We start from the raw sequence: 15056 nt of genomic DNA, 5'->3' as shown, positions 1-15056 counted from the left end.
CACGCAACCTGCCCACCTTGCGACGTTGTATGGCTGGTGTAACCTCACTCGCCCGCGCCGCCACTGCGCGCTATTTCACCGATGCGTGCGCCGGTTCGGCAGCCGGCGCCGGTTCGGCCGGGCGTGCCGGCGCGGTGGCTTGCGCTGAAGGTGACGTCGGGATCGGCGCCTGATCTGTTTCGCCCGCCAGCGGCACGTTGCCCGACGCGCTCATCGCGCGCGGCTGCAACAGCAGCGCAACCAGCCCGGTCCAGCCGGTCTGATGCGAAGCGCCCACACCGCGCCCGTTATCGCCATGGAAATACTCGTGGAACAGGATCAGGTCACGCGAGCGCGGGTCGGCCTGCAATTGCGGATAAGCGCCCATGACCGGACGCTCGCCGTCCTTGTTCTTGAGAAACAGCGTAGTGCAGCGGCGCGCCAGTTCGTCGGCAATCTGGCTCAGCGAGAACTTCTCGCCCGAACCGGTCGGATACTCGACTTTGAACTCCTCGCCGTAGTAGCGGTGAAATTCGTATAGCGACTCGATCAGCAGATAGTTCACCGGCATCCATACCGGACCGCGCCAGTTCGAATTGCCGCCGAACACGCGCGTATCGGATTCGGCCGGCAAATACTTCACGGTGAAACTGTCGCCGTTGTGGTTGAACACGAACGGATGATCGCGATGGTATTGCGACAGCGCCCGCACGCCATGATCGGAAAGGAATTCGCTTTCGTCGAGCGCGCGGCGCAACAACGCTTTCATGCGATGCCCGCGCAACAGCGAGAGCAGCAGCGCATTGCCCTTGCCCGGCTCGTTCCAGCGCGAGACCAGCCTCGCCAGATCGGGGCGGTGTTCGAGGAACCAGACCAGCCGTTCGCGCAAACCCGGCAGGCCGCCGTGCAGACGCTCTTCGAGCACGTGCACCGCGAATAGCGGAATCAGACCCACGATCGAGCGCAGCCGCATGGGAATGCTGCTGCCGTCCGGCAGGCGCAGCTTGTCGTAGAAGAACTCGTCTTCGCTGTCCCACAGGCCCGTTTCGCAGCCGTCGTCGCAACTCACGGCCTCGGCGATATACAGAAAATGCTCGAAGAACTTCACGCCGATGTCGACGAAAACATGATTGGCGTAGGCGAGTTCCAGCGCGATACGCATCAGGTCGAGCGCGTACGCGGCCATCCACGCCGTACCGTCGGACTGGTCGATGTGCCCGCCGGTCGGCAACGGCGATGAGCGATCGAAGATCCCGACGTTATCCAGCCCGAGAAATCCGCCCTGAAAAATATTGTGGCCGTCGGCGTCCTTGCGGTTCACCCACCACGAGAAATTCAGCAGTAGCTTATGAAAGACAAGTTCCAGAAAATCGCGATCCGCCTTGCCGGTGAGCGCGCGGTCGATTTCATACACGCGCCAAGCGGCCCACGCATGCACGGGCGGATTGGCGTCGCCGAGCGCCCATTCATAAGCGGGAATCTGTCCGTTCGGATGCTGATAGCGGTCTTTCACCAGCAACAGCAGTTGCCGTTTCGCGAACGCCGGGTCGATCAGCGCGAATGCGGCCGCATGAAATGCCAGATCCCACGACGCGTACCACGGGTACTCCCACTTATCAGGCATCGACACGATGTCCGCATTGCACAGGTGCCGCCAATCCCTATTGCGGCCCTGCTTGCGGCTGGCGGGCGGCGTCGGCTGAAGCGGATCGCCTTCGAGCCAGCGCTGCACGTCGTACTGGTAGTACTGCTTCGACCACAACATGCCGGCGAGCGCCTGACGCTGCACGAGACGCGCGTCGGGATCGGCGATCTCGTGTTGCAGCGCGCCATAGAATTCGTCGGCCTCGGCGATGCGGCGCGTGAAGACCGCGTCGGCATCGAGTTGCGCGTCGTCGGGACTCGACTGCGGACGCCAGCGCATGTACACCACGGCGCGGCCATACGGTTCGAGCTCGATCGCGGCATGCGCGCCGGCCTTGGTGCCGGCGTCGCGGCGGATCGCCTGCTCATTGCCATGCACGAGGTAATCGTTGAAGCCGTCTTTATACGGCCCCGCGCCGTCCATGTTAAAGAGGCGCTTGACGTTCGTGTCGTTCTCGCAGAAAAGCCACGTCATCTGCGGCACGTCTTTCGACCAGGCCGTCACGACGATCGGCTCATGCCCATGCTGGTGCCCAACCACCTGCGCCTCGCCATGGTGGTCCGTGCCGGCGACGAGCGAGGGCTTGTCCTTGTTCTCTTTCCACGACCACGAATTGCGCGCCCAGATTTGCGGCAGCACGTCGAGCGAGGCCGCCTGATCCGCGCGATTCTCGATGGTCACGCGCATGAGGATGTCGTCCGGCGCGTGTTTGGCATATTCCACCTGCACGTCGAAGTAGCGCGAATCGTCGAACACGCCCGTGTCGAGAATTTCGTACTCGGGCATGTCGCCGCCACGGCGCGCGTTTTCCTGAACGAGGTCGTCGTACGGATAGGCGGCGTGCGGATACTTGTAGAGCATGCGCATGTACGAATGCGTCGGCGTGCCGTCGACGTAGAAGTACAGCTCCTTCACGTCCTCGCCATGATTGCCCTGCGCATTCGTGACGCCGAACAGGCGCTCTTTCAGGATCGCGTCGTTGCGATTCCATAGCGCTAGCGAAACGCACCAGCTTAGCGTGTCGTCCCCGAAGCCAGCAATGCCGTCCTCACCCCAGCGATACGCGCGGCTGCGCGCATGGTCGTGCGGAAAATAGTCCCAGGCGGTGCCGTCCGCGCTGTAATCCTCGCGCACCGTGCCCCATTGCCGCTCGCTGAGATAGGGGCCCCAGCGCTGCCAATGCGCACAGTCGGCCGAATGCAGCCGTGAACCTTCAATGGTGGCGAGCAGATTGGCAGCGCGCAGCGGTGGCATGACTACGTCCTTGCATTCGGCTTGGCGGTGGGACACACATCGTAGCGCGGTTTAGGCACCGGCGGCCACCAACTCGGCAAGCAAGCGTTCAACGCGCAGCAACTCGCCTAGCGACCATGCCTGAAACGGCGTGCCGGCGGGTGCGTGCGGCGCATCGCCGTCGGCGATTTCGGAGAGATGGTCGAGACCGGCGTGATCGAGATGCGCGTAGAGCGGGTCGAGAAAGCGCGTTTTCGCCTGCATGCGGGCGTCCGCCGCGCCGCCGTGGACTCGCAGCCATGCTTCGACGAACGGGCCGAGCAGCCACGGCCACACGGTTCCTTGATGATAGGCGCCGTCGCGCTCGAGCGGAGACCCGCCGTAATGTCCACGATAGGCTGGATCGGACGGCGCGAGCGTCCTTAGGCCCAGCGGCGTGAGCAATTGCGTTTCGACCTGCTCGAGCACCGCGCGCGCCGCCGCGCCGTCGAGCAATGGGAACGGCAGGCCGCCGACGGCAAAGATCTGATTGGGCCGGATCGCGCGATCTATCGCGCCTTTCACATGGTCGACGTCCACGTTGTCGAACAGCGCTTGCGTTGACGGATCGACGAAGCGCTCATGAAACGCTTGCAACGCCCGGTCGGCGGCCCGCTGCCATTGCGGATTCCATGTTGCTGCAATGCGCAATGCGTTGATCCAGAGCGCCTGCACTTCGACCGGTTTGCCGATGCGCGGCGTGACCACCCAGTCGCCGACTTTCGCATCCATCCACGTGAGTTGCACGCCGGGTATGCCGGCGGCCAGTAGGCCATCATCGGCGGATGCCTGGATGTTGAAGCGCGTGCCATTCGTGTAACCCGTGAGGATGGCTTCGCATGCCTGTTGCAGGCGCTGCTGCGTTGCAGCGCTCGCGTGACGCGTCGCCAGATAGTCGTGCACGGCGACGATGAACCACAACGAGGCGTCGACGGAGTTGTATTCCGGTGTGTCGCCATAATCGGGAAAGCGGTTCGGCAACATGCCTTCCGACAACGTGCCCGACCATTCGAGCAGGATCGCTTCGGCGTCGTCGAGGCGGCCCGAGGCGATCAGCAAGCCGCGCATCGCAATGAAGGTGTCGCGGCCCCAGTCGGTGAACCACGGAAAGCCCGCGAGGATCGTGCGGCCTTCGTTGCGGGTCACGACGTACGCGTCGGCGGAGCGTTGCAACCGCGAGCCGAGCGCGTCGCGGCGTTGTTGTTCGATGTGCGCAAGCTCTGTGGCATGGATGGCCGCCGCTTTGGCGGTCGCCGGTTGCGTATCGCTCGTGGCGCCTGACGCGCTGAGGACCATCACCGCTTCACCATCGGCGAGATTGAAGCTGAACACGCCGGGCGTCGCGAGGTCCTCGCTGAAGTCGAGGCCGCGCTCGCGCTCGCGGGCGTAGCAGAAGTTGCGATACCAGTCGGGCGCGTGCGTGTAGACGCCGTTGGTCGCGGCGTGGATCACCGGCAGGTCGCCGTAGGGTTGCCAACTCACGCTGGCCTGGTCGTCGCTCGTCTGCGCGTCGAAGTTGAAGGCGGCGTTCTCATGATGCAGCGCGTGGTAGTCGCGGCCCGATAGCAGCGGCCTGACTTTCAGCGTGAGTGCGTTCGCTTCAAGACCGGCTCCGGCAGCCGCTTCCAGACGCCAACGTAGAACTGTTTCGCGAGTCGCTTTGCTGACGAACACGTCAGCGGTCAATACGGCACTAGCACCGATCTGAATGCGCCATGTTGGCCACGGCTTCGTGTCGAACGAGACAAGACTCGTGGTCAGGTCCGGATAGACAACGTCCGGCACGTATCGCTGCATGCTCAACGGAAAACGCACGCTGTTCGCTTCGAGCCACGCCTCCACGCCGTTGACCAGCACCACGCGTCCGCCCGGCGCGCGAGTCGCGGTAAGCAACAGCGCGTGATAGCGGCGCGTGCGCAGCGTGCCCACGGTGCCCGACGCGAAACCGCCGAAGCCATCCGCTTCCAGCCATTCGTCTTCGAGACGCGTGATGTCGAAGGGTCGTTCGATGTGTGTCATGAACTTACCGGTTAGGCAAAGCCGTTCGTCTTTCAGTGCGCCTGATTGTCAGGCATAAGGCGCCGCGGTGACCATTCTCCTACTTATCACTTTCCGCTTCCTTTCTAAAAACCGACTTATCGACGCAAGTTTTACCACTCGCAAACGTTTCACAATTATTTCTTGAAAGGGTTGGAGACTGCACCCGCTTTCACGAATCTGGATGCAGACATGAGAAGAAACAAACGCCTCGCGAGTGCCGCTTTGGTTGCACTTGCAACTTTAGCGTTGAGCGGTTGCGGTGCGGATGATTCCGCGCCGCCGGCAGCCTCTTCAACGCCGGCCGTTGCGAACAACGACATCGCATCGAATACGGCCGGCTCTCCCGCGACGCCAGCGCTCAACGCATCTTCGCCGCTCGCAGCAGACCCCGCAGCGGCCTCCGATCCGATCACGCAGAACATGCAAGCCAGTCTCGCCGCGGACAACCAGCAAGTCGCACCGGTCATGCACTACGCACCCGGCGACAGCGCCAACAGCAACTGACCCGATTCCAACGGCGCGCGTGGCGCGCTATTCTTCCTCCCCGCAGAAGGTGATTCGATGACATCAAATAGCCGTCGCCGTTTCCTGCAGACCGTGGCTTCATCCGCCGGCGCTGCCGCCGCGCTGACCGCGCTGCCCGAGTCGATTCGCAATGCGCTCGCCGTTCCCGCGTTCTCGCGTACCGGCACGATCCGCGATGTCGAGCACATCGTCGTGTTCATGCAGGAGAACCGCTCGTTCGACCACTACTTCGGCCACATGCGCGGCGTGCGTGGCTACAACGACCGCTTCCCGATCCCGCTGCCGAACGGCAAGCCGGTGTGGTATCAACCGTCGAAGGAAGATCCGACCCAGCCGGTGCTGCCGTTCCATCTGAACACGGCAACCACCAGTGCGCAATGCGTCGGCGATCTGGATCACTCCTGGTACAAGACTCATGCCGCGATCGACGGCGGCCGCTACGACCAGTGGCCCGCCAACAAGACCGACATGACGATGGGCTATCACCTGCGCAGCGACATTCCGTTCCACTACGCGCTGGCCGATGCGTTCACCATCTGCGACGCGTACTTCTGCTCGCTGCCGGGACCGACGCACCCGAACCGCTCATATCTGATGACCGGCATGGTCGATCCGAGCGGCACGCTGGGTGGTCCGCTGCTCGACAACAACGATTTCGTCGACGGCGACGGTCCGCCGAATTATCAGTTGCTCTCGTGGACCACCTATCCAGAGCGTCTGCAAGCCGCGGGCATTTCGTGGCAGGTGTACCAGCAGGGGCTGACTGGCGCCGATCCGTTGAACGGCAACTACGGCACCAACATCCTGCAGAACTTCACGAACTTCATCAATGCGCAGCCGGGCTCGCCGTTGTATGAGCGCGCGCAAACCGTGCGCACCATCGACGACCTGAAGGCCGACGTGCTCGCCAACAAGCTGCCGCAAGTGTCGTGGTTGTGCCCGCCGGCCGCGTACTCGGAACACCCGAGCTATACGCCCGCATACGGCGCGGAGTACACCTCGCAGATCCTGGATGCGTTGACGTCGAATCCGGAGGTGTGGAGCAAGACCGTGCTGTTCATCATGTACGACGAGAACGACGGGTTCTTCGATCACCTCGTGCCGCCGCAACCGGCGACGACCGGCGCTCAAGGCAAATCGACGGTCAGCACCGAAGGCGAAATTCACAACGTGGTGAATCCGCTGCGCGGCGGCAGCTACACCGCCGACGGCCTGCCGTACGGTCTCGGACCGCGTGTGCCGATGACGATCGTGTCGCCGTGGAGCAAGGGCGGTTTCGTCTGTTCACAGGTGTTCGATCATACGTCGGTGATTCGCTTCATCGAAGCGCGCTTCGGCGTGTATGAGCCGAACATCACGGCGTGGCGCCGCGCGGTGTGCGGCGACCTGACCACGGCCTTCGACTTCCGCACGCCGGACTCGAAAGTGCCGCCGCTGCCGGACACGAGCAACTACAAGAGCATCGCCGACAACCAGTGCGCAACGCAGCCGAAGCCGACTGTCCCCGCGACGCCGGGCACCATCGATCCGCAGGAAAGCGGCATTCGTTTCGCGCGCGCGTTGCCGTATGAGTTGCACGTGAATGGCCAGGCCAACGACAAGAAGAACACGTTCGAGATCGCGATCGGCAACACCGGCGACCAGGGCGCGCATTTCTACATGTACGCGACGAATCGCACGGATGGTCCGTGGCGCTACACCGTGGAAGCAGGCAAGTCGATCAACGAGACTTTCGATCTCACGATGACCAATGGCGTCTACAGCTTCGAAGTGTTCGGGCCGAACGGTTTGGTGCGCAAGTTCGCCGGCAACACGCAGCAGACAACAGCGCAGAACGCGCAGATTGCCGCCGGTCATGGCAAGAACAAACCGTCCGAGCCGGAAGTGAAGGTGCAATACGACGCCGCGAACGGCAACGTGTTCCTGAAGTTCAGCAACAAGGGCAGCGGGATTGCGCGTCTGCTCGTGACGGACAATGCGTACGGCGCGCGCCCGCGTCCGGTGCTGGTGCCGGCCGGCGCGCATATCGAAGAAGCGTGGGTGCTGGCGTCGAGCCATCACTGGTACGACTTGACGGTGACGAGTAACGACGATGCAAGCTTCTCGCGCCGTGTTGCGGGGCACGTCGAGAATGGGCGGCCGAGCATTAGCGATCCGGCGGCGGTGGCGCCGGTGTTGGTGGTGAATTAAGGGCGCTCGACGGTGAGCGGGCTTCGGTCAACACAGGCATGCTTGATCGAAGCCCAGTACCGCTATGTGGTCACGCGATACGTCCTGCACGAAACGGCGGATAGGGTTACAGTCAGTGCTCCCCACTTCCTGCCGATGGGCACATCATGGACCGTAACGCATTCACCGAAAGCTTGACGAAAGAAGGTTTCCCTGACGCCGTGGTTGTCACGCGCGAGGCGAACGTCGAGATGGACGTTCACGAGCATCTATTCGAAGCCAGGGCCCTGATCCTGGAAGGCGAACTGAGCATCCGCGTGGACGACGAAGAGCGGGCGTATCGCGTCGGCGACGTTTTCCATTTACCGGCGAACAAACCGCATTCGGAGCGCTATGGTCCGAACGGTGTGACGTATCTGGTGGGAAGAAAGCAGTAAGGCGCGGCCTGCATAAGAGAAACGTCAAGCCCCCAGCAAAACCCCGGTCCTGAAAGGGCGCGCGCCCGTCACACGGCCGAGCGGCGCGCCGGCCGTCACGAAGCGAATCGCGCGCCGCATGTAAAACACACCTTCCGTTTTACTGACAATCGTCGTCGTTTCGTCGGTGAGCGGATCGACGATATCGAACAGCGCCTGGCCGACGCGAATCGTGTCGCCGATCTTCGCGCGATGAATCAGAATCCCGCTGACAGGCGCATAGAACTGCTCGCTACCGGCGAGCGGCGTGGCCGGCGAACGCAGCTCCGGCAAAGGCGTGGCGTCGAGCTTGATCGCCTTGCGCCACGCAAGATAATCGACAAGCGCGTCCGCATCTTCCTGAGCGACCTCGTAGGACACGTCGCGCTGTCCGCGGCATTCCACGGTCACTGCAATCGCACCGTGGGGCACCGGCTTATCGGCCGGCAGTTCCTGCTGCAATGTCCACCACAACAGGCTGTGCGTTTCATCGAACGATTCGCCGCCTGAATTGGTGGCAAGCAACGACGCCTGCGCGCCGAGATAGCGCGACAACGGTTCGAACTGCGGCCACGCCGCCTCGCTGGTGTAGAGATGCATGGCCGCTTCGAGCGAACAATGCAGATCGATAATCACATCCGCATCGAACGAGAGCTTCAGCAACGCTAATTGCAGCGATTCGAACTCGGTTAATGGTTTCTGATCGGCCAGTTCGTCGGCAATCAATTGCCGCACCAGCCGCACGTTTTCGGTTGCATCTGAACCCAACGTTTCTTTGGCACGCGCGACCAATTTCGAAAACTGCGGGAAGTGGCGATTGAAATTCTTCCCGCTACCCAGATCGAATCGGCCGAGAAACTGGCCGAGCACGTATTGCCCGAGCCCGACCGGATTCGCCACCGGCACCAGCACGATTTCCGCGTTCAGCGCGCCCTGCTTTTCCAGTTCGAGCAAGCGACGTTTGAGCAGAACGGTCGTCAACATCGCAGGGGTTTCATCGGCATGCAGCGACGACTGGATGTAAATCTTCTGCCCGCTATTCGCCGGGCCGAAATGAAACGACACCAGTTCGCGGTGCGTGCCGATAGCCGGCGAGAGAAGCGGAATCGATTGCCTGTTCATGAGCGGGAGTCTGTAAAGAGAAGTCGGAAATCAATTGCCGTACGGATCGAAGTCGAAGTACTTCTTCGCGATCTGAGCGTACGTGCCGTCCTTGAGCATCGAGGCGATGGCCGCGTTAATGGAGGCCTGCACCGCGGTCTCATCCTTGCGCAAGCCGATGCCCACGCCGCGATCGCCCATGGAAAGCGGTTCGCCGACAAATGCGAAACCCTTCCCCGCCGGCGTGCGCAGGAAACCGATATCCGCTTCCACCGAGCCGAGCAATGCGCCGTCCAGACGTCCGTTCTGCAAGTCGGCGAACACCTCGTCCTGACTCTTGTACGCCACCACATGCGCGCCGAGCGGCGCCCATTTCTTCAGTGCATAGCCCTCGAACTGCGTGCCCGATTGCACGCCGATCTGCTTGCCGGCCAGTGCATTCGTGCCGCCCGCGAGCGCTGAACCTTGCCGCGCGATCAGCCGCGACTTGAACTGGAAGAGTTTCGACGAAAACAGGATCTGCTGCTCGCGCTTCTCCGTGATTGCCATCGACGAAAGAATCGCGTCGATCTTGCGCGCCTGCAGCGCCGGAATCATCCCCGAGAATTCGAGTTCGACCCACTGGCAGCGCGCGTGGATGCGCTTGCAGATTTCGTTGCCGAGATCGACGTCAAAACCTTTGAAGCTGCCGTCGGGCGCCTTGGCGTCCATCGGCGGGTAGCTCGGGTCGATACCGAGGCGCAGCGTAGTGGGCTCAACGGCTAACGCGCCACTATTGAACGCCAGCGCGGCGCTCAACGCGGCACTCAACGCGGCGCTTAAGATCATCAGCGAAATTTTCATGGGAGCACGGAGTGTGGGTGGACGGATGACGACGGAGCTATCCTATGCCGCGTCTGCGCCTCAAAGAAGTTCCATTCGGACTATCATGATCACTTTTACCGATCACCGAACTGGCAATTCCTTCATGGCGTTGACGATCTCCCAACTCCGCGCGTTCACCGCCGTGGCCGAGCACGGCAGCATCCGCGCGGCTTCGCGGGCGCTTGGCATCGCGCAGAGCGGTATCACGCAGCAGTTGCAGAATCTCGAATCGATGCTCGGCGCGACCCTGTTCACCCGCACGAATCGCGGCATTGCGCTGACGGCCCTCGGCCAACGGTTGTTGCAGCGCGCGGGCGCGATCATCGGCGAATGCGAACGCGCGGAGCAGGAAGTGCAGCAACTGCGCGGCGACTACATCGGCGAGGTCACGTTCGGCATGGCGACCGAACCGCTGATCGATGCCTTTGCACCAGTGCTGATGGAATTTCGCACGCGCTTCGAGCGGGTCGCGGTGCATCTGCGTACCGGCACCTCGCGCATGATGATTTCGTGGATTCGTGAAGGCACGCTGGATTTCGCGGTTGCCTTGGTGTCGAAGCATACGGATACGGCGGACCTCTCTGTCATGCCGCTGTATCCGTCCGATCCGGTAATCGTCTGTCGTCAAGGGCATCCGAAGGCCGGGGCGACCTCGCTGGCCGACCTGGTCGATTGCACGTGGGTCGCCACGCGCTCGCCGAATCTCACGGACGATCCGCAAATCAATCGCCTAAACCATCTGTTCGAAAGCCACGGCTTGCCGCCGCCGAAAATCGTCGCAACAGTGGAAGGCCTGTACGAAACGCTGCACCTGGTGAGCGCGACAGATTGCCTGTCGCTCGAAGCGTCGATCGTGGTGAAGCGCGGGCCGTTTGCAAGCACGCTCACCGCTATTCCGGTGCGCGAGCGCGCGGTCGAACAGCACGTTTGCCTGCTGCAGCGCGCGGCCATTCCGCTCACGCCCGCCGCGCAGGAACTCGCGACAATGATCGCTTCGTACACGCGCACGGTGCGGGCGCGTTGAAGGGGCGTTGAAGCGGCGCTCGAATCAGGTTGCCGTTTCTTCGAGCGCGAGCAATTCGTCGATAGTCTGACGCCGGCGGATCAGTCGCGGCTTGCCATGCTCCAGCAACACCTCCGGCGCAAGCGGCCGGCTGTTGTAGTTGGAGGACATCGACGCGCCATATGCGCCTGCATCGTGAAACACGATGAAGTCGCCCACTTCGGGCGTGTGCATCGAGCGGTTCGTAACGACGCCGCCTTCGGCTTGTGTGAAGACATCGCCGGCCTCGCAGAGCGGCCCGGCCACCGCGAACGAATCAACCGGCGCTTCGCTTGGCCTGCCGTCGCGCTCCAACACCGTCATCTCATGATGACTGCCGTAAAAAGACGGCCGCACGAGGTCGTTGAATCCGGCGTCGACCAAAGCAAACTGCTGCGCGGGGCGTCGATTCAACGCGTGAACTTCCGCGACGAGCACACCCGATTGTGCAACCAGAAAGCGCCCCGGCTCGATTTCCAGCCTCACGCGATGCGCGACATGCGCTTCGACCTGCCGACGCGCCGCGTCCCACAGCCGGAAGTAATGCGCGACATCGATACCGGGCTCGCCTTCGCGATACGGCACCGACAAGCCACCGCCCGCGGAGATTGCTTCGATATCGTGGCCCAGGCCCTTCACGGCTTCGACCATCGCCTCGCAAACACGCGACAGATGTCCATAGTCGACGCCCGAACCGATATGCATGTGCAACCCGACCAGCTTCAGCCGATAACGCCGGACCAGCTCGACCGCTTGCGGCACATCGTCGAGCCAGATGCCGTGCTTGCTATGCTCGCCGCCCGTGTTGGTCTTGTTGCTATGTCCATGACCGAAACCCGGATTGATCCGCAGCCACACGCGATGACCTTCGGGCGCATGCCGTCCTATCCGTTCGAGCATATCGAGCGAGCCCGCGTTGACCGTGATGCGGTGCTCGATCACGGTAGCAAGCGTCGCGTGGTCGATCAGATCGGCGGTAAACACGACACCTTCGGGATCGCCATCCGGCGTGAAGCCCGCCGCTAGACTGCGTTTGATTTCGCCCAGCGAAACCGCGTCGACCGTGGCCCCTTCCTCGCGCATCAGTTTGAGGATATGCAGATTCGAACAGGCTTTCTGCGCATAGCGGATCACGTCGAAGCTGCGCAATTCGGCAATACGCGTGCGAATCGCGTCAGCGTCGTAGACCCACAGCGGCGTGCCGTGCTCGTGGGCGAGTTCGACGAGTTGTTGCGGATTGAATGGCGTCACGGTCACGTCTCTTGATGTCGAAGCGTTGGTGTGAGCGACATGATGCTGAAAACGCGTCATTCAGTAAAATACCAATTCTTCACATGTCCATTCACTTCTGATATACGCAATCATGGCGCTCACACATCGGCATATCGAAGTCTTCCGCGCGCTGATGACCGCGGGCAGCGTCACCAAAGCGGCCGAAATGCTGTTCACCTCGCAGCCCACGGTGAGCCGCGAACTGGCGCGCATGGAGCAGAGCATCGGCTTTGCGTTGTTCGAACGCACGAACGGCCGGCTGCGTCCCACGCTGTCGGCGCTCGCCTTGTTCGACGAGATCAAGCGTGCGTATGTCGGGCTCGAACGCGTGGCGTCCACCGCCGCGAGCTTGCGAGAATTTCAGGGCGGCCAGCTTTCGGTCATCGCGTTGCCCGCGTTTTCGCATTCGATCTTGCCGGGCGCGGCGAAGCGCTTTCACGACGCGCAACCTGGCGCGAGTCTGTCGATCGCGGCGCAGGAGTCGCCGTTTCTCGAGGAATGGCTGAGCGCCCAGCGCTACGACCTCGGCCTGACCGAACACGGCGCGCCGCCGGCCGGCACGCGTCTGACGCCCTTGCTCGAAGTCGATGAAGTGTGCGTGCTGCCCGACGGGCATCCGTTGCTCGGCAAGCGGGTGATCGCCTTGAAGGATTTCGCCAATCAGCCGTTCATCAGCCTGTCGTCGAACGATCCATACCGGATTCAGATCGACGAGACCTTCGCGCAAGCTGGAATCGCGCGCCGCCAGATTGTCGAGACGCCTACCGCGGTGTCCGTGTGCAGCTTCGTTCGGCAAGGGCTTGGCCTCGCGATCGTCAATCCGCTGACAGCCCTCGATTTCGCGGGACGGCATCTGCATATCCGGCCGCTCGCCGTGTCGCTGCCGTTTCGCGTGAGTGTGATTCAGCCGGAGCATCGTCCGGGTCACCCGCTGGCTGGGGAGTTCGTTGGAGCGCTGCAAAGCGAAGCCGCCGCGCTGCGGCTACAATTGAAAGTCCACACCGGACGCAAGCAGCAATAACGGCTTCGGTTCGCAAATCAACGCGCGCGAACAACAGCCGCATCCACCACCGAAAAAGTCCGGGCACGCTTCAAGCTAAGCACAGCAACACACCGATTGCGAACACGAGCGGCGCACAGCGCCTTCGTGTCGCATGAGATTTCGCATGTCGTAGACCATCAACAGGAGTTTCCCAAATGATGAATCGAGACAATCCCGTCTGGCTGATCACAGGATGTTCCACAGGCTTTGGCCGCGAATTGGCGAAGCTGGTGCTGGAGCGCGGCTGGCGCGCGGTCGTCACCGCACGCGATCCGTCGAAAGTAAAAGATATTGCCGAAGCCCACGGCGACCGCGCACTGGTTCTGCCACTCGATGTGACGAACCGCAAGCAGATCGACGACGTGGTGACGCAAGCGAAGCAGCGTTTCGGCCGTATCGACGCACTCGTCAACAACGCGGGTTATGGCTACCTGGCGGCGATCGAGGAAGGCGAGGACGACGAAGTCCGCGCCATGTTCGAAACCAACGTGTTCGGCCTCGTCGACATCACGAAGGCGGTCTTGCCGATCATGCGCGAGCAGCGTAGCGGTTTGATCGTCAACGTGTCGTCGATCGGCGGCATCGCGAGTTTCGCGGCGACCGGCTATTACCACGCCACCAAATACGCGGTGGAGGGTCTATCCGAGTCGCTGGCGACGGAGGTGAAACCGCTCGGCATCGACGTGCTGATCGTCGAACCGGGGCCGTTCCGCACGAACTGGGCGGGCCCGTCGATCAAACAATCGGCCACGGTAATCGACGACTACGCGGCCACGGCCGGCGAGCGCCGCAAGCAGACCGAAGCGCGCAGCGGCAAGCAGGCGGGCGACCCGGTGCGCGCCGCGCAGGCCATTATCGACGCCGCACTGTCCGACACACCGCCGCTGCGCTTGCTGCTCGGCAAGATGGCGCTTGAACTCGCGCGCAAGAAACTGGACTTCATGCGCGGCGATTTCGATGCCTGGGAAGCCACCACGGTGGGCGCGGACTTTCCGGAAGGAGCGGGTTAGGCCGCGGGAGTTTCACGCAATCCGTTGACCGTTGTCCGTTGGTCGGGCTTAAAACTCGACCAGCGCGAAATCTTCCTTGCCCACGTCGCAAAGCGGGCAGCGCCAGTCTGCGGGCACGTCCGCCCAGCGTGTGCCCGCGGCGATGCCTTCTTCCGGCAAACCTGCGGCTTCGTCGTAGACCCAACCGCAGATCACGCAGACCCATTGCTTGAAGTCATCCGCCGACGCGCCGGGATCCACGGCCGCGCTCGGCGCATCAGCCGCGTGCAACACAGGTGTCTCATCGAGGCTTACCACTAACGGCGCGACTGTGCCACCTCCGGTCTCCGCGAGACGCGCCTGCAGGCTCTCCAGCAGCCGCTGCGCTTCGGCCTGCGTCAGATCGATCCAGTAGGGATCGCCCGCGCCATCGTTGAGCCGCTCAGAGGAAAACTGGATTTCTACGGCAACGCCCTTCTTGTACATGGCAAATCGGAATATCGATGAAGCCGGCAACGCGCGACGCAAGGAAACTCCCTGAGGGCGCGCCGGCATGGGCGCAAGCGTTGCGCCAGAGACTTCGCGCGGAGATCAGACGAACTGGTTCAGCACGATCGCGGCGATCAGGCCGGCGGCGCCGATAAGGCCCAGCAATTGCAGC

At 62.5% G+C, this 15056-nt stretch carries 12 protein-coding genes; 6 read left to right on the top strand and 6 right to left on the bottom strand.

From position 1 onward, the window contains the following. Nucleotides 1-70 precede the first annotated feature (70 nt). Both B0G81_RS03015 and B0G81_RS03010 read right to left on the bottom strand, forming a co-directional pair. Nucleotides 71-2878 (bottom strand): glucosidase, encoded by a 2808-nt coding sequence (locus B0G81_RS03015; protein ID WP_134133475.1) that lies wholly within the window; start codon nucleotides 2876-2878, stop codon nucleotides 71-73. Nucleotides 2879-2929: 51 nt separating this feature from the next. Next, nucleotides 2930-4915 carry an amylo-alpha-1,6-glucosidase gene (locus B0G81_RS03010; RefSeq protein ID WP_134133474.1) on the bottom strand — a complete coding sequence of 662 codons (1986 nt, stop codon included), beginning with the start codon at nucleotides 4913-4915 and terminating at the stop codon, nucleotides 2930-2932. A gap of 210 nt (nucleotides 4916-5125) precedes the next feature. Between B0G81_RS03010 and B0G81_RS03005 the strand changes: the two genes are divergently transcribed. From B0G81_RS03005 to B0G81_RS02995, 3 genes are all read left to right on the top strand, one after another. Next, nucleotides 5126-5440 carry a hypothetical protein gene (locus B0G81_RS03005; protein ID WP_134133473.1) on the top strand — a complete coding sequence of 105 codons (315 nt, stop codon included), beginning with the start codon at nucleotides 5126-5128 and terminating at the stop codon, nucleotides 5438-5440. Nucleotides 5441-5497: 57 nt separating this feature from the next. Next, nucleotides 5498-7651 carry a phospholipase C, phosphocholine-specific gene (locus B0G81_RS03000; protein WP_134133472.1) on the top strand — a complete coding sequence of 718 codons (2154 nt, stop codon included), beginning with the start codon at nucleotides 5498-5500 and terminating at the stop codon, nucleotides 7649-7651. 146 nt (nucleotides 7652-7797) lie between these two features. Then, a complete protein-coding gene (locus B0G81_RS02995; protein WP_106279060.1) occupies nucleotides 7798-8067 on the top strand; it encodes a cupin domain-containing protein in 270 nt (89 codons plus the stop codon). A gap of 24 nt (nucleotides 8068-8091) precedes the next feature. On the opposite strand, the gene B0G81_RS02990 is transcribed toward B0G81_RS02995, so the two are convergent. Next, nucleotides 8092-9207, bottom strand: a complete 1116-nt coding sequence (locus tag B0G81_RS02990; RefSeq protein WP_134133471.1) for a succinylglutamate desuccinylase/aspartoacylase family protein — start codon at nucleotides 9205-9207, stop codon at nucleotides 8092-8094. Nucleotides 9208-9237: 30 nt separating this feature from the next. Next, nucleotides 9238-10029: a transporter substrate-binding domain-containing protein gene (locus tag B0G81_RS02985; RefSeq protein WP_134133470.1), complete on the bottom strand. Its 792-nt coding sequence runs from the start codon at nucleotides 10027-10029 to the stop codon at nucleotides 9238-9240. A gap of 124 nt (nucleotides 10030-10153) precedes the next feature. On the opposite strand from B0G81_RS02985, the gene B0G81_RS02980 reads away from it, so the two are divergent. Then, entirely contained in the window at nucleotides 10154-11074 is a 921-nt protein-coding gene (locus tag B0G81_RS02980; protein ID WP_134142975.1) for a LysR substrate-binding domain-containing protein, read from the top strand. Nucleotides 11075-11098: 24 nt separating this feature from the next. Here B0G81_RS02980 and lysA read toward each other — a convergent pair whose 3' ends face one another. After that, the gene (gene lysA, locus B0G81_RS02975; RefSeq protein ID WP_134133469.1) at nucleotides 11099-12343 is read right to left on the bottom strand and encodes a diaminopimelate decarboxylase; all 1245 of its coding nucleotides are present in this window, start codon (nucleotides 12341-12343) and stop codon (nucleotides 11099-11101) included. 112 nt (nucleotides 12344-12455) lie between these two features. On the opposite strand from lysA, the gene B0G81_RS02970 reads away from it, so the two are divergent. Further along, nucleotides 12456-13385, top strand: a complete 930-nt coding sequence (locus B0G81_RS02970) for a LysR family transcriptional regulator (RefSeq protein WP_134133468.1) — start codon at nucleotides 12456-12458, stop codon at nucleotides 13383-13385. A gap of 176 nt (nucleotides 13386-13561) precedes the next feature. Further along, nucleotides 13562-14416, top strand: coding sequence for an oxidoreductase (locus tag B0G81_RS02965; RefSeq protein ID WP_116122827.1), 855 nt, complete (start codon nucleotides 13562-13564; stop codon nucleotides 14414-14416). Nucleotides 14417-14464: 48 nt separating this feature from the next. Here B0G81_RS02965 and B0G81_RS44360 read toward each other — a convergent pair whose 3' ends face one another. Beyond that, nucleotides 14465-14881, bottom strand: coding sequence for a rubredoxin (locus B0G81_RS44360; protein WP_134133467.1), 417 nt, complete (start codon nucleotides 14879-14881; stop codon nucleotides 14465-14467). Between the last annotated feature and the right edge of the window lie 175 nt (nucleotides 14882-15056).

It is taken from the genome of Paraburkholderia sp. BL6665CI2N2 (genome assembly GCF_004366535.1).
GTDB lineage: Bacteria > Pseudomonadota > Gammaproteobacteria > Burkholderiales > Burkholderiaceae > Paraburkholderia.
This window is presented reverse-complemented; position numbering and strand designations above follow the sequence as displayed.